The organism is Streptococcus sp. 27098_8_99 (assembly GCF_041431935.1).
Taxonomy (GTDB): domain Bacteria; phylum Bacillota; class Bacilli; order Lactobacillales; family Streptococcaceae; genus Streptococcus; species Streptococcus parasanguinis_D.
The window spans coordinates 113,149-133,919 of sequence record NZ_JAPVYQ010000001.1; the positions used below are offsets into that span (position 1 = coordinate 113,149).

The 20,771-nt window shown below is 40.7% G+C and carries 21 protein-coding genes, 1 pseudogene and 1 riboswitch; of the genes and pseudogenes, 3 read left to right on the forward strand and 19 right to left on the reverse strand.

Going from position 1 to position 20,771, the window contains the following annotated elements:
* Window positions 1–150: 150 nt before the first annotated feature.
* Window positions 151–1,457, forward strand: a pseudogene (locus tag O3605_RS00490) (transposase).
* A 156-nt stretch (window positions 1,458–1,613) separates the two neighbouring features.
* Here the strand turns inward: O3605_RS00490 and O3605_RS00495 are convergent.
* From O3605_RS00495 to O3605_RS00535, 9 genes are all read right to left on the reverse strand, one after another.
* Window positions 1,614–2,624, reverse strand: a complete 1,011-nt coding sequence (locus O3605_RS00495) for a DUF1002 domain-containing protein (RefSeq protein ID WP_003016663.1) — start codon at window positions 2,622–2,624, stop codon at window positions 1,614–1,616.
* Between the two features lie 239 nt (window positions 2,625–2,863).
* Window positions 2,864–3,466 (reverse strand): lysozyme family protein, encoded by a 603-nt coding sequence (locus O3605_RS00500; protein ID WP_003007284.1) that lies wholly within the window; start codon window positions 3,464–3,466, stop codon window positions 2,864–2,866.
* The gene (locus O3605_RS00505; RefSeq protein WP_129299266.1) at window positions 3,466–4,440 is read right to left on the reverse strand and encodes a nucleoid-associated protein; all 975 of its coding nucleotides are present in this window, start codon (window positions 4,438–4,440) and stop codon (window positions 3,466–3,468) included. The genes O3605_RS00500 and O3605_RS00505 overlap by 1 nt, the downstream gene beginning before the upstream one ends.
* Window positions 4,441–4,448: 8 nt before the next feature.
* Window positions 4,449–5,705: a serine hydroxymethyltransferase gene (gene glyA, locus O3605_RS00510; RefSeq protein ID WP_021153188.1), complete on the reverse strand. Its 1,257-nt coding sequence runs from the start codon at window positions 5,703–5,705 to the stop codon at window positions 4,449–4,451.
* A 38-nt stretch (window positions 5,706–5,743) separates the two neighbouring features.
* Window positions 5,744–6,355 (reverse strand): L-threonylcarbamoyladenylate synthase, encoded by a 612-nt coding sequence (locus tag O3605_RS00515; RefSeq protein WP_014713308.1) that lies wholly within the window; start codon window positions 6,353–6,355, stop codon window positions 5,744–5,746.
* Window positions 6,348–7,178 carry a peptide chain release factor N(5)-glutamine methyltransferase gene (prmC, locus tag O3605_RS00520; RefSeq protein ID WP_003016621.1) on the reverse strand — a complete coding sequence of 277 codons (831 nt, stop codon included), beginning with the start codon at window positions 7,176–7,178 and terminating at the stop codon, window positions 6,348–6,350. The genes O3605_RS00515 and prmC overlap by 8 nt, the downstream gene beginning before the upstream one ends.
* The gene (gene prfA, locus O3605_RS00525) at window positions 7,178–8,257 is read right to left on the reverse strand and encodes a peptide chain release factor 1 (RefSeq protein WP_003007273.1); all 1,080 of its coding nucleotides are present in this window, start codon (window positions 8,255–8,257) and stop codon (window positions 7,178–7,180) included. The genes prmC and prfA overlap by 1 nt, the downstream gene beginning before the upstream one ends.
* Window positions 8,258–8,266: 9 nt before the next feature.
* Entirely contained in the window at window positions 8,267–8,746 is a 480-nt protein-coding gene (locus O3605_RS00530; RefSeq protein ID WP_156672289.1) for a GNAT family N-acetyltransferase, read from the reverse strand.
* A gap of 21 nt (window positions 8,747–8,767) precedes the next feature.
* Entirely contained in the window at window positions 8,768–9,352 is a 585-nt protein-coding gene (locus tag O3605_RS00535; protein ID WP_003016637.1) for a thymidine kinase, read from the reverse strand.
* A gap of 114 nt (window positions 9,353–9,466) precedes the next feature.
* On the opposite strand from O3605_RS00535, the gene O3605_RS00540 reads away from it, so the two are divergent.
* Window positions 9,467–9,649 carry a 4-oxalocrotonate tautomerase gene (locus O3605_RS00540; protein WP_001117401.1) on the forward strand — a complete coding sequence of 61 codons (183 nt, stop codon included), beginning with the start codon at window positions 9,467–9,469 and terminating at the stop codon, window positions 9,647–9,649.
* A 211-nt stretch (window positions 9,650–9,860) separates the two neighbouring features.
* Window positions 9,861–10,325, forward strand: coding sequence for an IS200/IS605 family transposase (gene tnpA, locus O3605_RS00545; RefSeq protein ID WP_049518079.1), 465 nt, complete (start codon window positions 9,861–9,863; stop codon window positions 10,323–10,325).
* 135 nt (window positions 10,326–10,460) lie between these two features.
* On the opposite strand, the gene ilvD is transcribed toward tnpA, so the two are convergent.
* The 10 genes from ilvD to O3605_RS00595 all read right to left on the reverse strand — a co-directional run bounded on the left by ilvD (window position 10,461) and on the right by O3605_RS00595 (window position 20,499).
* Entirely contained in the window at window positions 10,461–12,182 is a 1,722-nt protein-coding gene (gene ilvD / locus O3605_RS00550; RefSeq protein WP_371585045.1) for a dihydroxy-acid dehydratase, read from the reverse strand.
* Between the two features lie 126 nt (window positions 12,183–12,308).
* On the reverse strand, window positions 12,309–13,652 hold the full coding sequence (locus O3605_RS00555) for an MATE family efflux transporter (RefSeq protein WP_061604233.1): 1,344 nt from the start codon (window positions 13,650–13,652) through the stop codon (window positions 12,309–12,311).
* 110 nt (window positions 13,653–13,762) lie between these two features.
* A complete protein-coding gene (locus tag O3605_RS00560) occupies window positions 13,763–15,025 on the reverse strand; it encodes a nucleobase:cation symporter-2 family protein (RefSeq protein ID WP_014713303.1) in 1,263 nt (420 codons plus the stop codon).
* Complete coding sequence (locus O3605_RS00565) at window positions 15,025–15,606, reverse strand: xanthine phosphoribosyltransferase (protein ID WP_049517888.1); 582 nt, start codon at window positions 15,604–15,606, stop codon at window positions 15,025–15,027. The genes O3605_RS00560 and O3605_RS00565 overlap by 1 nt, the downstream gene beginning before the upstream one ends.
* Window positions 15,607–15,697: 91 nt before the next feature.
* A riboswitch (purine riboswitch) is annotated at window positions 15,698–15,793 on the reverse strand.
* Window positions 15,783–16,766, reverse strand: a complete 984-nt coding sequence (gene guaC, locus O3605_RS00570; RefSeq protein WP_021153179.1) for a GMP reductase — start codon at window positions 16,764–16,766, stop codon at window positions 15,783–15,785. (Overlaps the previous riboswitch by 11 nt.)
* Before the next feature lie 182 nt (window positions 16,767–16,948).
* Window positions 16,949–17,674 (reverse strand): alpha/beta fold hydrolase, encoded by a 726-nt coding sequence (locus O3605_RS00575; RefSeq protein WP_371585046.1) that lies wholly within the window; start codon window positions 17,672–17,674, stop codon window positions 16,949–16,951.
* Between the two features lie 36 nt (window positions 17,675–17,710).
* Window positions 17,711–18,226, reverse strand: coding sequence for a hypothetical protein (locus O3605_RS00580; RefSeq protein ID WP_070505575.1), 516 nt, complete (start codon window positions 18,224–18,226; stop codon window positions 17,711–17,713).
* A 165-nt stretch (window positions 18,227–18,391) separates the two neighbouring features.
* Window positions 18,392–18,808, reverse strand: coding sequence for an ADP-ribosylglycohydrolase family protein (locus O3605_RS00585; protein WP_371585047.1), 417 nt, complete (start codon window positions 18,806–18,808; stop codon window positions 18,392–18,394).
* Between the two features lie 214 nt (window positions 18,809–19,022).
* The gene (locus O3605_RS00590; RefSeq protein ID WP_021153175.1) at window positions 19,023–19,358 is read right to left on the reverse strand and encodes a hypothetical protein; all 336 of its coding nucleotides are present in this window, start codon (window positions 19,356–19,358) and stop codon (window positions 19,023–19,025) included.
* Window positions 19,359–19,881: 523 nt separating this feature from the next.
* The gene (locus tag O3605_RS00595; protein ID WP_024055493.1) at window positions 19,882–20,499 is read right to left on the reverse strand and encodes an SAP domain-containing protein; all 618 of its coding nucleotides are present in this window, start codon (window positions 20,497–20,499) and stop codon (window positions 19,882–19,884) included.
* Window positions 20,500–20,771: the final 272 nt, after the last annotated feature.

A 20,771-nucleotide genomic window follows, 5' to 3' on the forward strand; every position in this document is an offset into this window, starting at 1 on the left:
AAAATAAAAGACAGAGTAAAGTTATTAGGCTCTATAATTTCTGTAGTGGGTAAAACTACCATAGGAATTATGGAGCCTATTTTGTTGTAGAAAAAAAGTCCCATAAGACCTATAATGAAAAGTGACCAAACCATCATTAGAAAGAATCTTATGGAACAATTAAATTTTATCACAAACTTACTCGGAATTAAAGACAAGAACATCAAAATCTTGGATTATCTTGATGCTGGAACGCATAAAGAAGTCATCGCTAAGCTCGATTATCCTGCCCCTAAATGTCACAACTGTCAAGGACAAATGGCTAAATATGACTTTCAAAAAGAATCTAAAATTCCCTACCTCGAATGTGCAGGATACAAGACTCTCATTCGATTGAGAAAACGTCGTTTTCGTTGTAAAGTCTGTGGGAAAATGGCTGTATCAGAGACCTCCTTAGTCAAAAAGAATCACCAAATCTCAACGATCGTCAACCAGAAAATTACTCAAAAATTAATCGAGAAAGTCCCTATGACGACTATCGCAGAAAGTCTATCTGTCTCTACTTCGACAGTCATTCGTAAATTGAAAGAATTCAAATTCAAGACAGATTTATCTTTCCTTCCAACTCACATGTCTTGGGATGAATACAGCTTCAAGAAGGGTAAGATGAGCTTCATTGCACAGGATTTTGATTCCAGAAAGATCGTAGCTATTCTGGATGGGCGGACTCAAGTAACTATTCGCAATCATTTCCTTCGCTATTCTAGACAGGTGAGAAGCCATGTGAAAATCATTACCATGGACATGTTTAGCCCCTACTATGATATTGCCAGAAAACTTCGCTTTCGAATTTCAAGGCTCAGGCTGAAACAGTCCCCCAGACTGTTTCACTCCCAAACACTAAAATCGTTCTGGATCGTTTTCACATTGTCCAGCATCTCAGTCGAGCTATGAACTGTCTTCGCATCCAAATCATGAATCAGTTTAGTCGGAAATCGCACGAATATAAGGTACTGAAACGTTACTGGAAACTCATTCAACAAGATAGCCGTAAACTCAGCGATAAACGTTTTTATCGCCCAACTTTTCGATCACACTTGACCAATAAAGAGATTCTCGAAAAGCTGCTTTCATACTCTCAAGAACTTAGACAGCACTACGACCTCTATCAACTATTACTCTTTCATTTTCAAGAGAAACAAGCTAACCATTTCTTTGATCTTATTGAAGAAGCAATTTCTTGTGTAAATCCTATTTTTCAAACTGTTTTTAAGAACTTTTTGAAAGATAAGGACAAGATCATGAACGCACTGGAACTGCCATACTCAAATGCAAAACTAGAGGCCACTAATAACCTCATTAAGGTCATCAAGCGCAATGCTTTTGGCTTCCGGAACTTTGAAAACTTTAAAACTAGAATCCTCATTGCTTTGAACATTAAAAAGGAGAGAACCAAGTTGGTCCTCTCCAGGTTGTAACTTTTCATCAACCCACTACAGTTGACAAAGAGCCCTTTTTTTCACTAGCTTAAAATTAGAATTTAGCAACCCTAAAAATGTCTTATAAAATATAAGAATCACTAAACACACAAAAAAGCACTCTGACTTATTGTCTGCAGTGCTTTCGTGCTATTTTTAGCCAACTAAACCACTAAAGAATTTGACAATGGCATTCCAGATGGCTCCGAAGAAGCCAGCAATGGCATTCCACGCATTTGTGAAGAAGTTTCCACTGTCTTTTAGAATAGCATTTGTATCAAAATTGAGATTGATATTATTAAAGGTATCGCCTGCCTTGTCTACGATACTATCTTTCAAGTCCGACAAGGTTTTAGTAAAGCTTTTGCTACTGATAACACTACTCTTTGAGAGGTTGACTGCGAAATTCACGATCAAATTAATCTGATCACCTGTCACAGTTGTATCCAGCTTATAATTTTTCAGGGTTTCTTCGACGATCTTTCGAATATCATCCTTGCTTAAATCCTGATTGTTCTGTTTGGCATTGGCTACTGCCGTTTTAATGTCGGTCAATGCCACGTTCAATTTATCCGCATCGAAGTTTTTCTTTCCCGCGTTCTCTTCATTGATACCTGATAGAGTCTTTAACTCTTCTTGGGCTAGATCCTTGCTTTCTTGAGAAACCTTGGCACCATTTTTCTCAAGCGAGTAATAGATCCCAGCTAAGGCACTTTCTCCGGTCACTTGGATAGGGGAAGCTACTGTAATTTGAGCATGCTCCAATCCAAGTGTAACGGCTGCATTACGATACATATCTGCAGTGACCTTGGTGATGTTTTGAGGCGTCACGATATTCACTTCTAGTGGCTTATTTTTACCTAATTTTTGAATTTTAACAGAGGAATAAAGTTCCAAACTATCATCGTTGGCAACGTTCATAATCGAAGAATAAACCTCTGGTGTCATCGTTTTCCACTCTTCTTTATCTTTTGAACTATCGTAGTTCAAGAGACTCAATGTTTGTTCGATTTGACTTTGGTCCAGCGAATAGCCCAAAACATAGTCTGGCTTGACATAGGTTTCATCAATGACTTTCTGCACATTGCTATCTGCGGAAACTCGCGGGATAGCGGTAAACAAGGCCAAAGTCGTCGTTACAAACAATGCAATCTTCTTTAATTTCATCTTTTTCTTCTTTCTAACTCAAATCAACTCTGGGCATCTCTTATAACCTTTCTCACCTCACTAGAGATGAAAAAAGAAGTAAATAAAGAGTTTACCCACTTCGATTTTCATTATACAGTTGATTTCTTAAAACTAGCTTACAGTTCTTTTAAGAATGCATGACATTTTTATTATCCCTCAAAATCAGAGGCAGAACTGATCAGCTAAAAAAAAGAGCCAATCGGCTCTCTGAAAAATGATTAAAACCATGAAAATAACTTCATAATCGTCATATTGGTTTCTACCAAACGGGAATAATAAATATTGCCACCATTAATGTAGAGTTCCATCCCGTTTAAAAGAGAGATAGGGTGGAGGTAAAGATAAGTTTCACCAGTTACATTGCCAAGACTTGGCGCTACCACATCCCGCGAATAAGCGCGGGCCAACTCTAAGGAATTTGTTCCACCGTGTTTTGCGACGTAATCGATGTAGTCTTTCCCAAAATTATAGGCTTGAACCGCAGTCCAGCTATCAACGCCTTTTTTCTTGGCTTCTTTTAACTCATCTGAAAGAGTTTGAATTCCTTGGCGAATACTGGCCTTATTATCACTAATAGTATTGGTCTCACCACTTGCACTCTCACTCGCCTGCATGACATCGTCTTCTCTGCCTTTGGTCTCAGTATAGATCATAGCAAGAATGAGGTTTTCATTGGCTGTGGTGTCCTCCTCAGCAAGGACTTCTCTAACCAGGGAGCGGTACTGCATGACTTGTTTGACATCATGGTGGATCTGAATTCCCTTGTAGATTCCAAATATTAGTAAGATGAATAAGAAGATCTTCACTATACGTTTAATCATTATTTACTCTGTATATCCTCAATATTTTTGATCAGAATAGAATAGGTGCCGTTCTCGTTTAGAATAAATTCAACAGATTCTGCATCTTCATAGACATTATTCGGAACGATCAGTTCAATTCCATTTGACAATGACAATTTCTGATTTTCGAACTTCTTCAACTGGCGACTTGCATCAATCTCTTCAAAGGTGACAGGCTCTGGTACAGCTTCTTTAACTTGGTCAATAAAACTGAGGCGAGCTGTCAGATTATCATCGAAGAGGTCATCCGCTAATTTCTCAGGAGAGAGTTTATTTTCTTCCTCAATATGATTAAAAATAGCTGATTTAACCTTTGATTGAAATTGAAAATCATCAGTGTTAAAGCTTTCCGCAATCTTCTGGGCTGTTTTTTCTAGTGCCTTGATCGATTTTTTAGGAGAGATCTTGGGTTGCGCCTGCAACAGATTCTCAGAAAAATAGTTCAAGAAAGTCCCGTTGTACTTGATCCGTTTTTCAATCAAGTGGTATTTGCGACTTTGAAGATTGATGACCAAGGCCTCATCAGCACCAGTCCCAAAACCAGGTAGATTATTTTGCGTCAGCTTAATCGGATTATCCACTTCACCACCAAGATGCGTCAGGGTTTCCCGTAAGGCGATCCGAAGAAAGGCAAAATGGTCCACCCCTTCTTTTGAGAATTGAATGAACACCAAATCGTTGGTCTTTTGATTCTCAGAGACGACAAATTCTTCCTTCCAGCGATTCGCTACTGCGACCGAAGTTTCAAGTAGGTCATCTGAGATCATCTCAAGAAAAGGATTGTCCTCTTCGAAAATACCGGTCCTTGCTTCATCAGAATAAACCCGTTCAATCTTCTTACGCAAGTATTCCTCGATTTTAGGCGTGATATTGAGCAATTTATCTGCCAAATAGAGATCGGTATCGTCTGGGCTAAATTGATGAATGATGGCTTTTTTTACGTAAATATCCATAAGATGGTTTAGTCCTCGTAAAGTGGAAAGGCGTCTGTCAAGGCTTTGACTTGGCTACGCACTTCGTCTAATACTTCTTGATTATCCGCATTCTTCAGCGCTTTGATCATGAGTTCAGCAACGGTGCGACTTTCTTTTTCACCAAAACCACGAGCGGTGATGGCTGCTGCACCTATCCGAATCCCACTGGTCTTAAATGGAGACAAGGTTTCATAAGGAATAGAGTTCTTGTTGAGAGTGATATTAACTTCATCCAACAAGTTTTGCGCCACTTTCCCATTTTCAACGACTTTAGTGACGTCGACAAGGAAAAGGTGGTTCTCTGTTCCGCCTGAAATAACGCGGAAATCTGGATCTTGCAAGAAGACATCAGCCATGGCCTGACTGTTCTTAATCACGTTAGCTGCATACTCTTTAAAGGCAGGATCTAGTGCTTCTTTGAATGCGACAGCTTTGGCTGCAATGACATGCTCCAACGGTCCTCCTTGAATACCAGGGAAAATAGCAGAGTTTATTTTCTTAGCTAATTCCTCATCATTGGTCAAGATCAGACCTCCACGAGGTCCACGAAGGGTCTTGTGAGTGGTCGTAGTCGTGATATGGGCATAAGGAACCGGACTTGGATGAAGACCTGCTGCCACGAGACCAGCAATATGGGCCATGTCAACCATGAGTTTGGCTCCTACTGCATCTGCAATCTCACGGAATTTTGAGAAATCAATGATATGAGAGTAGGCTGAGGCACCAGCAACGATGAGTTTTGGCTTCACTTCTTGGGCTTGTTTTAGGATGGCATCAAAATCCAAGAGCTCTGTTTCAGGATCTACACTATAGGACACAAAGTTATAGGTTTGACCAGAGAAGCTCACAGAAGCTCCGTGCGTCAAATGCCCACCGGCAGCTAGATCCATCCCCATGACGGTATCACCAGGCTCAATCAAGGCCATATAGGCAGCACAGTTTGCCTGACTTCCTGAATGCGGTTGAACGTTAGCAAATTTAGCCCCAAAGATTTCTTTAGCCCGTTCGATCGCGAGACTTTCGACCACATCAACCACATCTGTCCCGCCATAGTAACGACGACCAGGATAGCCTTCGGCATATTTATTTGTCAGAATAGACCCTTGAGCAGCCATCACTGCCTTAGAGACAACATTTTCAGAAGCAATCAACTCAATATTGTTTTGTTGACGCTCTTCCTCTTTAGCGATCGCATTCCATAGGTCTGCATCATAAGCTTTGTAATCTTCTTTATCAAAAATCATCGGTCTACTCCTTTATAAAAAATTATTTATGTACATTATCACTGAGGAAGTTCATCTTCCTCAAAAGAAAGCTCCGGCACTTGTGCAAGCAAATCAGCTTTTGTAATAGAACCTTGCCGCAAAATCCTGGCTTTGGAACTAGAGATATCCAAAATAGTTGAATCTTGGCCTGTCAGAAAGTCATCATCCTCTATACCAGGAACCACTTGATCAAATTCGCTTACAATAGCCCTATACTTTGTTCCACTTGCATGACCTGAAAGATTGGCAGAGGGACCAACCAAAGGGCCGTATTTACGAATTAAATCCAATGTTTTTGGGTGAGCCGGTATACGGAAACCAACTGTATCCAATCCTGAATGAATCCAGTTAGGTACCTTTTCATTCGCTTGAAGAATAATAGTCAGAGGCCCTGGCAAAAATGAATGAATCAGTTTTGTTAAATAGCTGGGTTGATTTTTCGAATAAATTCGAATCGTTTTTTCGTCGGCTACATTTAAATTCAGAGCCTTGTCTCTCGGTCTACGTTTTAATTCGTAAATATAATCAACTGCCTCTTGGTCCAGAGCTTTAGCGAAAATACCATAGACTGTTTCAGTTGGCAGAATAACCGCACGGCCTGCTTCTAATTCTTTCTCAATGTTATCCATTGTCTACTACTACCATTCTTTCTTGTCCAAATTGGTCTTTCAGAACTCGAACTCGTTTGTCAGGAAACGCTTCTCGAAAGAGCTCTTTTACTTTGGCTCCTTGCTTATAGCCAATTTCTAGATAGATCTTTCCGTCTGGTGTTAAAACACTTGGTGCTTGCTGGGCAATCTTTTCGTAGATGGCATATCCATCACGGTCTGCAAAGAGAGCTAAGTGGGGTTCAGAGGCTAAAACATTGGCTCCAACCTCTTCTACATCATCCCGGGAGATATAGGGAGGGTTGGACACTATCAGGTCATAAGGACCTTCTAGTTCGTCCAGTACATCTGACGACTTGAATTCAAGGACAGCTTCTAATTGCTTGGCATTTTCTTGAGCTAGGGCTAAAGCCTCTTCTGAGACATCACTAGCTTGAACCTGCCAGGTAGGTCTAGCAAGGGCTAAGCTAATCGCAATGGCCCCACTTCCTGTACCAATATCCAGAACTCGTAAGGCTTTCTCATCGTTTTCTTCGAGAATGAGAGCCACCAACTCCTCTGTCTCTGGTCGTGGAATCAGCACGCGCTCATCAACTTTAAAAACATGGCCACAGAATTCTGCACTCCCAATAATATACTGGGCAGGGACGTGATGTTTCAACTGTTCAAAAATGGAATCAAGCAAGGCCTGATCCTCTACTTCCACTTCTTTTTGCAAAGCAAGGACAAAGTCTGTAAAGGTCCAGTTTTTTAAAGCACGATATGCGAAGGAGAGGCTTTCTGCTTCCTCTCCGACGGCTATTAATTCTTCTTCATACTGGGCTAATAATGATCCCAACAACATTATTTATTCAACTCTTCTAATTTTTGAGTTTGATCATACAAGACCAAAGCATCGACCACTTCATCTAATTTACCAGATAAGATGGTGTCCAATTTTTGAAGGGTCAAGCCAATCCGGTGATCAGTCACACGGTTTTGAGGGAAGTTGTAAGTCCGGATCCGCTCTGAACGATCACCAGTCCCGATAGTAGACTTCCGCTCAGCATCTTGCTCGTCTTGGGCAATCTGAGCAAAGTGGTCAGCCACACGCGCACGGATGATCTTCATGGCTTTTTCACGGTTCTTCTGTTGCGTCCGTTCTTCCTGCATCTCTACCTTGATATTGGTTGGCAAGTGGACGATTCGAACGGCTGTAGCGACCTTATTGACGTTCTGTCCACCCGCACCAGATGCGTGGTAGATGTCAATCCGAAGGTCTTTTGGATCAATGTCATACTCGACTTCTTCGATTTCTGGCATGACCAGAACTGTTGCTGTAGAGGTATGGACACGACCTTGGCTTTCAGTCACAGGAACGCGTTGTACTCGGTGGGCACCAGATTCATACTTGAGTTTTGAATAAACCGATTGACCAGAAACCATGGCTACGACTTCTTTGATCCCACCAACGCCATTGTAGGAAGCTTCCATGACTTCAAAGCGCCAACCTTGGCTTTCCGCGTATTTTTGGTACATTTGTAAGAGGTCACCAGCAAACAATTGTGCTTCGTCTCCTCCTGCTGCTCCACGGATTTCCAAGATAATGTTCTTGTCATCGTTTGGATCTTTTGGAAGAAGTAAAATCTTCAGTTTTTCTTCGTACTCTTCTTTTTCAGCCTTAGCATCTTTTAGCTCTTGCTTGGCCATTTCTTCCAAGTCCGCATCGCCGCCTGCTTCCTTAATCATTTCCTCAGCGTCAACAATGTTTTGAAGGACTTGCTTGTACTCACGATAAGCTGTCACCGTATCACGAGTGGAAGCCTCTTCTTTTGAAAGCTCCATAAAGCGTTTGGTATCAGAGACCACATCTGGGTCACTCAACAATTCTCCTAACTCTTCGTATCGGTCTTCTACAGCTTGTAGTTGATCATAGATATTCATGTTTGCTCCTTAATTCTTGATTGTTAGATCATAGATTGCTACAATTTCGTCTTCTATGACTTCGCCAGTTTCTTTAAATCCATAATGGAGATAGCAAGATCTCGCTTGCTTATTTTCCGGTTCATAAGATAACCAAAGACTTGTTGCTTTTCCAGCTGGCTCTGTTCGAACAAAGTCAATGACTGCATCCATAGTCGGTTTAAAATAGCCTAAACCTTGAAATCGTTTATCGATCATAAAACGAAATAACAAGTAATTTCCCTTGCTGATCCCAATTTTCTGGTCATAGGCAATCATAACAAAACCAACTAATACTTCCTTATCATAAACTGCTAAGGGAGCTATAAAATCACCATTTTTATCATATACATAGGCTTCAGCTAAACTAATGGAATTGGATGCAATAAAATTCCTTTGGTTTGGATGAACTTCTAGATTTAAAACGTCAAAATAATTCTCTATTGTAATATCTTTTAAACAAATAGACATTATTATCCTCTCTAAAACGTTCTAGACTCTTTCAGTTGGTATATCTGGATTAAAATAATGTTTGCGGCAAACGGAGATATAGGTCTCGTGTCCACCGATCTGGATCTGCTCTCCATCATAGACAGGTTTACCCGCTTGGGTACGCAAGACCATGGTTGCCTTGCGGGAACAGTATTGGCAGATGGTTTTGATCTCCTCGATCTTGTCGGCTAACAAGAGGAGATGTTTGGAACCTTCAAAGAGTTCATTTCGGAAATCATTTTTGAGGCCAAAAGCCATAACCGGCACATCCAGTTCATCCACGACTCTTGCCAAGTCATAGACATGGTGACGTTTCAAAAACTGAGCTTCATCGATCAAGACACAGTAGGGTTTGATTGCTTGGTTTTTAATAAAGCCAAAGATATCGGTTTCCTCTTCGATCGCAACGGCTTCGCGTTTCATACCGATCCGGCTAGAAACCACTCCTACTCCATCTCGTGTATCGATTGCTGAGGTCATGATGACGACGCTCTTGCCTTGCTCTTCATAATTATGGGCCACCTTCAAAATCTCAATGGTTTTCCCCGAGTTCATGGTCCCATATTTATAATATAATTGTGCCATTTTCCTTTTGTTCTCTCTAAAATGTGTTTCATTATCATTTTACCATAATTTTGCTAAGCTTTGTATCCCAAAATGTGATAAAATAGTCCTATAAAAAATTTAGGAGGTGGCCATATGCCATTTGTACGAATTGACCTATTTGAAGGACGCACCTTGGAACAAAAGAAAGCCTTGGCCAAGGAAGTAACCGAAGCTGTTGTCCGCAATACTGGCGCTCCTCAGTCAGCTGTTCACGTTATCATTAATGATATGCCTGAAGGAACCTACTTCCCTCAAGGTGAAATGCGCACCAAATAATGGTTTCACTAAAAAAGCCTTTCTTGCTTGTGATATCACATAGCAGGAAAGGTTTTTTCTTATTATGTGACTTTCAGTCCGTCTCGCTCCGTTAGGTGCGAGACAAAAAACCACCCGCTATGCGGGTGCGCATCGAAGGTTATACCAAAAAAACTCCAAACGCGATACAATTAAGGTGTTCAAGCCAATTGTAAAGCGAAAGGAGAAAAATATGGCTCAAAAAGCACATAGTTTATCACACACAAAATGGATGTGTAAATATCACATTGTGTTCACCCCTAAGTATAGACGAAAAGTGATCTATAATCAATATCGAAGTAGTTTGGGAGAAATATTCCATAGATTATGTAGTTATAAAGGTGTTGAGCTTATCGAAGGCCATTTAATGCCAGATCATGTTCATATGTTGGTAAGCATTCCACCTAGAATTAGTGTTGCAAGCTTCATGGGATATTTAAAAGGTAAAAGTGCTCTAATGATGTTCGATAAACACGCAAATCTGAAATATAAGTTTGGAAATCGACATTTTTGGGCAGAGGGATATTATGTAAGTACAGTTGGCCTCAATGAAGCCACAATAAAGAAATACATTCAGGAACAAGAGCGAAAAGATATTGCTTTAGATAAGTTGAGTGTAAAAGAATATGAAGATCCCTTTAGGGATAGTGGCAAGTAGTACGTATACCTCTTTGAGAGGTCTGTGACGAGTCAAATGCAATAAGGCTTGAACAAAGTGAAAGCCAGCGTCTTTAGGCGCTGGCTAGTTATCTGGGCTTATAGCCCTGGTACAAACCACCCGTTTGACGGGTGGTCATGATTTTTCTTGGGCTTGACGTTCTGCTTTCCGTTCTTCGAATTCTTCGTCACTCATCAAGGTTCCGCCGACATTGGCTGATTTGGCAAAGGCTGTATAGCGACGCAACCAACCGCTGGAGATTTTTGATTTGAAAGGTTTCAAATGTTTGCGACGTTCTGCAAGAGTGGCATCATCGACAAGTAGATCAAGGGTACGGTTTGGTAGGTCGATCACGATTTCATCCCCGTCTTCGATTAGGGCGATATTTCCACCTTCTGCTGCTTCTGGAGAAACGTGACCAATAGCAATCCCACGAGTAGCTCCTGAGAAACGACCATCCGTAATCAGTGCCACATCCTTACCAAGACCGCGTCCGACAATCTTAGAAGTTGGTGCCAACATTTCTGGCATACCAGGTCCACCCTGAGGACCTTCGTAACGAATGACAACGACATGTCCCTTCTTAACAGTTCCATTGTCAATCAACTCAAGGGCTTGATCTTGTGAATCGCAGCAGATGGCCTTTCCACGGAAAGTGGTCACAGATGGATCGACCCCACCGACCTTGATAACAGCCCCATCTTGAGCGATATTTCCGTAAAGGATCGACAAACCACCTACAGGTGAAATAGGATGCTCAATTGGATGGATAATTTCTTCATTTTTAATTTCGGCACCAGCTACGTTTTCTTTCAAGGTTTTACCAGTAACTGTAATACGATCACCCTTAATGGCACCTTTTTTGATCAACTGATTAATAATGGCTGGAACACCACCAGCTTCATGCACATCATGCATGGTGTAAACACTTGAAGGGGCAATTTTAGAAAGATAAGGTGTCTTCTTGGCAATTTCGTTGATATCTTTGAGATCATAGTCAATCCCTGCTTCACGCGCAATAGCGAGCGTATGAAGCACCGTATTGGTAGACCCCCCCATAGCCATATCGAGCGCAAAGGCATCATCAATGGCCTCTTTGGTCACGATATCCCGTGGACGGATATCCTTTTTAATATTCTCTACCAATTGTTTGGCCGCTTGGCGAACCAATTCCCGACGTTCATCTGAAACAGCTAGGATGGTACCATTTCCTGGAAGAGCAAGACCTAATACTTCCATCAAACAGTTCATGGAGTTGGCAGTAAACATACCAGAGCAAGAACCACAAGTTGGGCAGGCATTTTTTTCCAAGAAATCCAGCTCATCCATGCTCATATCACCAGCTTGATAAGTACCTACAGCTTCAAACAAACTTGAGAGCGTCGCCTGATGCCCTGTCATGTCAACGCCACCCTTCATGGGTCCACCAGAACAAAATACGGCTGGTACATTGGTCCGCATGGCTGCCAAAATCATACCTGGTGTAATCTTATCACAGTTGGGAATATAGAAAACACCGTCAAACCAGTGGGCGTTGATGACCGTTTCAGCAGCATCTGCGATCAACTCACGAGATGGCAAACTATAACGCATCCCGATATGCCCCATAGCGATTCCGTCATCGACACCGATGGTATTAAATTCAAAAGGAATCCCACCAGCCTCGTGAATAGCTTCCTTAGCAACATCCGCTAATTCACGCAGGTGAACATGCCCTGGAACGATATCAATATAGGAGTTACAAATGGCAATAAAGGGCTTTTGCATATCCTTTGCTGATTTTACTTGCCCTGTTGCATAGAGGAGACCACGCGCTGGCGCTCGGTCGATCCCCATTTTGATCATATCACTTCTCATCTTGTTCTCCTTCTAGTACTTCGTTTCTACCTTTTAATCTTACCACTTTGATATCAATTGTCAAGAACTTTCAGAAAATTTATAATATTCACGGTACACAAAAAGCCTGGTTTCCCAGACTTCATTTTAGTTTGTTTGCTTTTTTTCAATCTGCCAAAGCCGAAGTTGGTAACAAATTCCACTCACAACAAGGCTAGAAATAAGACCGATCCAATAAGCATAGGGACCCAAGTTGGTCACATGATCAAGGAAAATCCCTAGTGGGATAGAGATGCACCAATAACTAAAGACTCCTAATAAGAATGGAACGGTTGTATCCTTATAGCCCCGCAAAATCCCCTGAAGGGGTGCTGCAAAAGTATCAGCCACTTGGAAAAAGAGGCTATAGGTCATGAAAATCGCTGTTTGTTGCACAAAGACTGGATCCTTGCCATACAGCCCTGCTAGTTGGAAGCGGAATGTATAGAGAAAGACGAGAGTGACAATGGCAAAACCAAAGGCTGTCAGTCGTCCCAAACGGCAATATTGTTTGACCACTTCTGGTCTTCCTGCTCCCAGTTCGTAAGATACGATAATAGCCATGGTGCTTGAGATACTAACCGGGAAAGCATACATCAGGGTCGAAAAATTCATGGCCGATTGGTGGCTAGCAATGGTTAGTGATGGGAATTTTGCCATTAACAGACCAACCAGCGAGAAGATGATGACTTCTGCAAAAACAATTCCACCGATTGGAAGCCCAAGCCGCAATACTTCTTTCATCCCTTTAAAATCATAAGGCTGTGGCTTCCACAATTGGAAAGGTGCTACCTTGGGATGCTTGCACAAAATCAAAACCGCAATGGCCAACAAGACCCAGTAGGCCAGAGAGGTTCCAAGACCTGCTCCTGCTCCCCCCATCTCAGGAAAACCAAAAGCCCCATAGATCAGGATATAGTTAAAACAAGCATTGAGAGGCAAAAGCAAGAGCATCAAGTACATCGATAGACGCGTCATTCCCAAGGTATCAAGGAAGGTCCGCACGATACTAAAGAGCAACAAGGGTAAGATTCCCAGAGAAAGAAAATATAAATAGCGAATGGCTATTTGGGCAACAACATTTTCTAAACCGATCTGCTTGAGAATCATGGGTGCAATGCCCCAAACAAAGCCTATTAAGAGAATAGCCATACCAAATGACATATAGAGGAATTGGTAAAAATCGCCAGCAATCCGTTCTTTATTTCCCTTGCCTAAATGATGCCCAACAATCGGCGTCAGTGCAGAGACAATCCCGGTCAGGAAAGTAAAAAATGGATTCCACAGACTGGTAGCTGTAGAAACACCAGCCAAATCAAGGGTCCGGTACTGACCGGTCATGGCTGTATCGACAAAGCTGGCTGAATAATTGGCCAATTGGTAGATCAAAATCGGCAAAAATAGACTCAAAAACAAGCGCAAGCGCTCTTTAAAGTGATAGGTTAAATACATAATTCTAACTCTCTTCTCTTCAAATAAGATTTTCTCCTCTTCCACTCTACTATATGTTTCCTTAAAAGTCAAAAAAACCGAAGATCCAAGGACCTCCGGTTCATGTGAGATTAGTTTTTGTTGCGGTTTAAAATAGCATTGAGAACGATCGCCAAGACACTGGCAACGACAATTCCGTTAGCAAAGAACATTTGGAATCCTGTTGGAAGGCCATTAAAGAGGGTGCTGTTGTTCAAACCAACCCCTGCAGCAATCGATACAGCAGCGATCAAGAAATTGTGCTCATTGTGTTCAAAATCAACACGCGCAAGAATCTGCATCCCTTGAATCGATACAAAACCAAACATCACTAGCATCGCTCCCCCAAGAACTGGACTTGGAATGATTTGTGCTAAAGCTCCAAACTTAGGAAGGAGACCAAGAAGAACAAGGAAACCAGCCGCATAGTAGATCGGAAGACGAGTCTTGATGCCAGACAATTTCACCAAGCCTACGTTTTGTGAGAATCCAGTGTAAGGGAAGGTGTTGAAGATACCACCGAGGAGAACAGCCAACCCTTCAGCGCGGTAACCATTGCGAAGGCGCGTGCTATTAATTGGATCTTTAGTAATATCAGAAAGTGCAAGATAAACACCTGTTGATTCAACCATAGAAACTGTCGCGATGATACACATCATGACGATTGAGGTGATTTCAAACTTAGGAGCTCCAAAGAAGAAAGGCGTTGGAACGTGAACGACTGGTGCTTGAGCCACAGGTGTGAAGTCTACCAAGCCCATAGAAGCCGCAATGGCAGTCCCTGCGATCAAACCAATCAAAATTGAAATGGATTTAATAAAACCAGTCGTATAGATATTAACAACCAGAATAATGAGAATAGTCACCACAGCCAAAATCAAGCTTTGAACGGTTGGTTTTGGCGCATTATTTCCCATATTTCCAATCGCTACTGGAATCAAGGTCAAACCAATGGTTGTAATAACGGATCCCGTTACAATTGATGGGAAGAGATTGGCAATCTTAGAGAAGAAACCAGAGACAAGGATGACATAAATCCCTGAGACAATCAAGGCACCAAACATGGCCCCACTACCATGGCTAGCCCCGATCATGCTGAGAGGTGCCACAGACTGGAAAGCAACCCCAAGGACTACCGGAAGACCGATCCCAAAGTATTTATTGAGCTGCACTTGAAGGAAAGTTGCAACCCCACACATGAAGATATCTGTAGAGATGAGATAGGTTAGTTGATGAGCGTTATAGCCCAAAGCTCCTGCGATCATAATCGGCACCAAAATAGATCCCGAATACATGGCCAAAAGGTGTTGCAAGCCTAGAATGGCCGCCTGTGAATGGCTTTCTTGTTTTTGCATTAGATGTCTGCCTCCTTAAATACAACCTGACCATTTTCAAAACGGTCCAAACGTGCGAGGGATACAACTGGATATCCCAATTCTTCTAACAATCCCCGTCCATCTTGGAAGGATTTTTCAATCACGATCCCAATCGCTTCGACTTGAGCACCAGCTTGTTCGATGATTTGAATCAAGCCTTTGGCTGCTTGGCCATTTGCGAGGAAATCGTCAATGATCAAAACCTTATCTGATGGATCCAAGAATTTACCCGCAATCGAAACGGTGCTGGTGACTTGCTTGGTAAAGGAATAAACCTCAGCCGTCAAAATCCCTTCATTCATGGTGATGTTTTTCGCTTTCTTCGCAAAAATCATAGGGACATCTAGTGCTTCCGCTACATAAAGGGCTGGTGCAATTCCAGACGCTTCAATGGTCACGACTTTGGTCACACCAGCATCTTTGAACCGGTCCGCAAAATTCTGACCAATTTCTTTCATCAATTTGAAATCCACTTGGTGGGTCAAAAAGGAATCCACCTTGAGGATATTCTCACCTAAAACATTGCCATCTTTTAAGATGCGCTCTTCAAGTAATTTCATACTTCCTCCTACTTTTTTAAAAAATCCTCTACTTCATTCACAAAACACAAAAAGGCCTGCTAAGCAAGCCTTGAAATCTCTCTAGAAAGAGAAATAATCCCGACTTACTTATTGTTAGGTGTTCCGGCACCTTGTAGAAACATCACGCCTATTCGTGAAATAAATAAGTAATTCAATTAGTGTGCATCGCCATTCCAGATAGAATTCTTAACGATCACATAATCAACGTGTTTCAAATCTGCTAATTTTCGGCCTCCTGCATAAGAGATCGAACTTTGCAAATCTTGTTCCATTTCTGTCAAGGTGTCTTGCAAATGACCCTTGGCAGGCAATAAAATCTTCTTACCTTCGACGTTCTTATAAGCTCCTTTTTGGTACTCGGAAGCAGATCCATAGTATTCTTTGAAAGACTCTCCATCAATCTCTACTGTTTTACCAGGGCTTTCGATATGGCCTGCAAAGAGAGAACCGATCATGACCATAGACGCCCCGAAACGAATCGATTTGGCAATATCACCATGGGTCCGAATACCACCGTCTGCAATGATTGGCTTACGCGCTGCTTTTGAGCACCAGCGAAGAGCAGCCAATTGCCAACCACCTGTACCAAATCCAGTCTTAACTTTGGTGATACAAACCTTACCAGGACCGATTCCGACCTTAGTCGCATCAGCTCCCGCATTTTCTAATTCACGAACAGCTTCAGGTGTTCCAACATTTCCGGCAATGACAAAGGTATCAGGTAATTCTTTCTTGATGTGTTGAATCATCCGAATGACACTATCCGCATGACCGTGTGCGATATCAATAGTGATATACTCAGGAGCATCTGCCTTTAATTGACTCACAAAGTCGTATTCGTATTCCTTAACACCAACCGAAATGGAAGCGATCAAACCTTGATCATGCATGCGTTTGACAAAAGGAATCCGACCCGCTTCATCAAAACGGTGCATGATGTAGAAGTAACCACCACGCGCCAACTGCTCTGCTACATTCTCATCCAAGATTGTCTGCATATTGGCAGGAACGACTGGAAGCTTGAAGGTATGCTTTCCAAATTGGACGGTTGTATCTGCTTCTGACCGGCTATTGATGATACATTTGTTGGGAATCAACTGAATATCTTCATAGTCGAAAATAGGAAATTCATTTAACATAGATTGAAAAATCTCTTTTCTAAAAACTGACCTACCTATGCGCAAGCGCATCGCTACGTCTCTTGACGTTTCCTTGATAGATTATACCAAAGATACGGACCCAATGCAACGGGAATGATTTTATAGGAAATAACGTTCGGAAATTACAAGGCAAAAACCCGTTTCAAAAAGAGAAACAGGTTTTATTTATGAACATTTTGGAGCCAATTGTTCACTTCTCTAGCTACAATTTCAGGCGTCTCTGTATACAGTTCGTGCCCCAAACCTTCTAGCAAGACTTGCTTGATCTGGGGATCTAGTTGCTTCAGAGAATCTTTTCTCCATTCAGGTTCTTCTTGGTATCGAGGGCCGATAAAGAGGACAGGCAGGTCTGCCAGTGGAATCTGGTAAGTCTTGATCTGACGCCGTAGACGCAATAAAGCCATGACCTTTTCGAGATCCAGATTTAATTCATATTGTTCACTCGCTGGATTCCAACGATAGCTAGCCTCTACCGCTTTTCGCGCTATAGGAGTAGGATCTGCTCCATCACCAAGTTCGGATAACACAGCTTCTTCTAAAGTCGCAAAAACTTGCTGCTTCATGAAAGACGCCGTTCCTTCTAGTTCTTCTTCAAGAGGCAGGATCTTTTCCATATCCAGATAGCCACCATCCAAGAGAATCAGAGCTCGAATCTGAGGAAATTCACTTGACAGATAACGAGCCAAATCTCCACCCAAGGAATGCCCCAATAAACAGATCTCTTCCGCCTGGCCGATCTGACCTTGAAACCAAGCACGAAGATCGTTTTCTGTCTGAATCATTTCCCTATAGGGATCTAGAAAGGTCACAGGAAAGCCTAGATTTTCAATAAGTGGAGCCAGATGGTAGCGATTGCTACCTAGGCCACCGATAAAATAATGCTTCATTGTTTCTTACCTTTTTTAATTTTATTATTAGTTACTTCATTGGTTAGCGCCAGTCTTTTCAATCCAATATTGTTGCTCTTTAGGGATCAACTGATCAAAACATCCTGAAAAAACTTTCCATCCGTTCGGAACATATCTTTCGTAGTTTTTCATCCCCAGATGGTTTGAATAAAACTCCTCTTTATCAAAATCGATTAAAAGATCCGGGAGTAAACCTTTTCCTTCAAAAATAATCTCTGAATGTAAGTCCTCACAATCTATTGAGCGTTTGATCATTTCGATCAATTCTTCAACCGTCACCTTCAGCCAATCATCTTTATACATTTCTAAGTAGCTCTCAAGATTGCTTTTTGTAATCACATGAAGATTCTGTTGAATCTCAGGTAAATAGGAGAAATCAACATTCAGACCTGCTTCCTGGTATGCCTGAATATATTTATCGATATCCATTGTCCACATATCGTTTGAACAAATATACCAGTTAAACTGATGATTTGCAATAACCCCAACAATATTTATTTCTGGTTTCTCTATCAATTGGTCTTTATCCACTAGTTTTTCTCCTCTTCTCCTATCTACTTGTTCCGAACTGACAATAGGGCTACTTACCAAGCATTATATATCTATGATACCGAATTATACTTTGACAAGCAAGTTAGTGACCGAGTCGCTAGCAAAAAAAGACAGCTAAAAGGGTTTAGCTGACTGATGTCATATCTAATAAAAATTTTTCTCTGCTAGATCATCTAGCAGAGAAAGCAAGTATTCCACATTCATAAATAGATCTAACTTACCTAGGCACTCTATCAATTTTTGACATTTTTCATCGATCAATTCTCTATTCACCAATTGTTGTCCCCATTTATCTGGAATACCTTCCAGTTTATAGAGAGCTCCAGCAAAGCTTCCTGTGATGCCACCAATCGTATCGGTGTCATTTCCGAGATTGACCGCTTTTAAAGCAGCTCCTTCAAAAGTCTCTGTTGTCCCTAGACACCAGAGACTAGCTTTCAGACTATCAACCACATAGCCTGTAGACATTATTTCTTCTCGTTGTTTTTGATAAAAATCCTTGTCAAATAGCTCTCTGAACTGATCTTGGTATTCTTTCCAGTATTCTGAATTAGCTCTCAAATAATCCTCTAACAGAGGTTGAAGGTCTTCTTGGCATTCTGTCAATATTTTGGACACATTTTGGGAGAAAAATTTGAAGGATAGCGCCCTCAGGTTGCTGGACCCCTTCTACGAGATTGTAAAATGAATTTTATAATCTCGTAGAAGGAGTGCTATTAACTAAGCAATTTGTTTTTCAAATTCATTCGGACTAAAAACTCTTTCTTCTTCAAGCTTATCCTCTACTACTGTTTTCTCTTGACCATTCCGGGTTACTATAATAGCGTACATAGAAATTAGGTTTGCCACCAGCTTCATCAATTTTATCTTTAATGTTAATTTCTGAATGCGTGACTTCTCCTGTTTTTGTAAAATACTCTCCGATTTTACCCGTGCTATTTTGAAGCCCCCACGCTACATCATTTCCTTGAATGGCAGCTAAGAAGCCATGGTTCTGCACGAAGTTAAAGAATTCAGCAACAGTGAGGCTTTCTGGCACCTCGAATGTCATCTCATGGTTGTAAATATCATCTCCGGCACAAACTGAATCTCGATCAACTATAATTTTCATCTGGCCACTTCCTCTAATGAAATACTTGTTACTCCATTATACCATATCCGTATTCTATTTTCTTATATTCTATAAAACAAAAAAGCACTCTGTTTCTGCAGAGTGCTAAGATCTTGTAAGTAATTCCAGTAACGAATTAACCTTTACTAAATTGTGATGCTTTACGAGCTTTTTTTAAGTCTGGTTTGGAAAGTATGAGTTTCAGTTGGACTAAAAATAGCGTAATTTCAATATTCTATAGTTTTCAACTATCTTTTTATTTGCCCTGTTGAAAAATGAAGTGCAACACAAAAGACATGTTCATCTGATATACTAGAGTTGCGAAAAATAGGATATAGGAAGATTAGCATTTTGTCGTGTATATATTAGTGAGAGGCGTTTGAAATACTAGTTAGCAACTCTTGCGAGTTTTCCCTATTTATTGATAGCAATATAAATTGAAAATAGGCATGAAAAAGACGATAGATTTTTTATTCCTAACGTCTTTATTACTTTATATTCCGTTCGACAAACTTGAAATTGTTTACTTACAGTACTCCTCTATTTTGTAGCTATATTCTTTTAGAAGTCCCCGTGAATAAATTTTTTTATTTTTTGAATCTCTAACTTCATTCCAAAGGATAGCCGCAACTTTTAACTTGTTGGAGTAATGATTGCTAAATTCATCTGCACAAAAGTCTTTTAGAAATTGATTCCATTGGCAAGCTGAATTATCATACTTGGCGTAGTCTGACTCTCCATAGTATATTTTAATCATATCTTTGATTGTAAAATTTATGTTGTTGTCCCGTTTTACTTTTCTCCAAGCAGTTGCCATATCAGCATTAAACTTAAACGGATTAACACCTGTTACAGCTGAAAAATAATCACGAAATTTCTGATTAAAGGAAAACCCACATTCAAGTAATGATGTATTTAGGGTTATTATTTCGGTTTGATTTTTGTTTCTTTTCCTCAAAAATTTTTCTACTCTATTTCCCTTAAAATATTGTTCTATAATATGATTTAATTCTTTTTTTGTACATCTGTATTCTAATCCAAGGTACTTACAAATTTGTGAAAGCTCTTCTCGATACCAGTAGTATCTGTTAAATTCTTCAAATGATTTAATATCTCTAAAATCAGGTCTATGTCCTTCCAAATGCTCACCTCTACAACTCCAAATTTATCTCATTATACCATAGATAATAAAAGTTATATCAATTTATACCCATGCCACATAAAGCTATAACAGAAAATATTACAATCTTGTAATTACTGTATTTCTATTAAGCTTAACTTTCTTATAAAATAGATAAGAAAAACAAACGATATAGTCCATCACTAGCAACAAGAAGATACTAGGAGTTGAAAGATATAAAAACATTGAAATGGAAAACATAGCAATAAACAAAACAGTCAGTAAAACGATGG

Excerpts from the sequence above, each read along its gene's own strand:
- O3605_RS00590 (WP_021153175.1), bottom strand. The coding sequence starts at position 19,358 with ATGAAAATTATAGTTGATCGAGATTCAGTTTGTGCCGGAGATGATATT.
- O3605_RS00575 (WP_371585046.1), bottom strand. The coding sequence starts at position 17,674 with ATGAAGCATTATTTTATCGGTGGCCTAGGTAGCAATCGCTACCATCTG.
- O3605_RS00565 (WP_049517888.1), bottom strand. The coding sequence starts at position 15,606 with ATGAAATTACTTGAAGAGCGCATCTTAAAAGATGGCAATGTTTTAGGT.
- O3605_RS00505 (WP_129299266.1), bottom strand. The coding sequence starts at position 4,440 with ATGGATATTTACGTAAAAAAAGCCATCATTCATCAATTTAGCCCAGAC.
- ilvD (WP_371585045.1), bottom strand. The coding sequence starts at position 12,182 with ATGAGAAGTGATATGATCAAAATGGGGATCGACCGAGCGCCAGCGCGT.
- O3605_RS00535 (WP_003016637.1), bottom strand. The coding sequence starts at position 9,352 with ATGGCACAATTATATTATAAATATGGGACCATGAACTCGGGGAAAACC.
- glyA (WP_021153188.1), bottom strand. The coding sequence starts at position 5,705 with ATGATTTTTGATAAAGAAGATTACAAAGCTTATGATGCAGACCTATGG.
- tnpA (WP_049518079.1), top strand. The coding sequence starts at position 9,861 with ATGGCTCAAAAAGCACATAGTTTATCACACACAAAATGGATGTGTAAA.
- prmC (WP_003016621.1), bottom strand. The coding sequence starts at position 7,178 with ATGTTGTTGGGATCATTATTAGCCCAGTATGAAGAAGAATTAATAGCC.
- O3605_RS00555 (WP_061604233.1), bottom strand. The coding sequence starts at position 13,652 with ATGTATTTAACCTATCACTTTAAAGAGCGCTTGCGCTTGTTTTTGAGT.
- O3605_RS00540 (WP_001117401.1), top strand. The coding sequence starts at position 9,467 with ATGCCATTTGTACGAATTGACCTATTTGAAGGACGCACCTTGGAACAA.
- O3605_RS00560 (WP_014713303.1), bottom strand. The coding sequence starts at position 15,025 with ATGCAAAAACAAGAAAGCCATTCACAGGCGGCCATTCTAGGCTTGCAA.
- O3605_RS00500 (WP_003007284.1), bottom strand. The coding sequence starts at position 3,466 with ATGATTAAACGTATAGTGAAGATCTTCTTATTCATCTTACTAATATTT.
- O3605_RS00515 (WP_014713308.1), bottom strand. The coding sequence starts at position 6,355 with ATGGATAACATTGAGAAAGAATTAGAAGCAGGCCGTGCGGTTATTCTG.
- O3605_RS00495 (WP_003016663.1), bottom strand. The coding sequence starts at position 2,624 with ATGAAATTAAAGAAGATTGCATTGTTTGTAACGACGACTTTGGCCTTG.
- O3605_RS00530 (WP_156672289.1), bottom strand. The coding sequence starts at position 8,746 with ATGTCTATTTGTTTAAAAGATATTACAATAGAGAATTATTTTGACGTT.
- guaC (WP_021153179.1), bottom strand. The coding sequence starts at position 16,766 with ATGTTAAATGAATTTCCTATTTTCGACTATGAAGATATTCAGTTGATT.
- prfA (WP_003007273.1), bottom strand. The coding sequence starts at position 8,257 with ATGAATATCTATGATCAACTACAAGCTGTAGAAGACCGATACGAAGAG.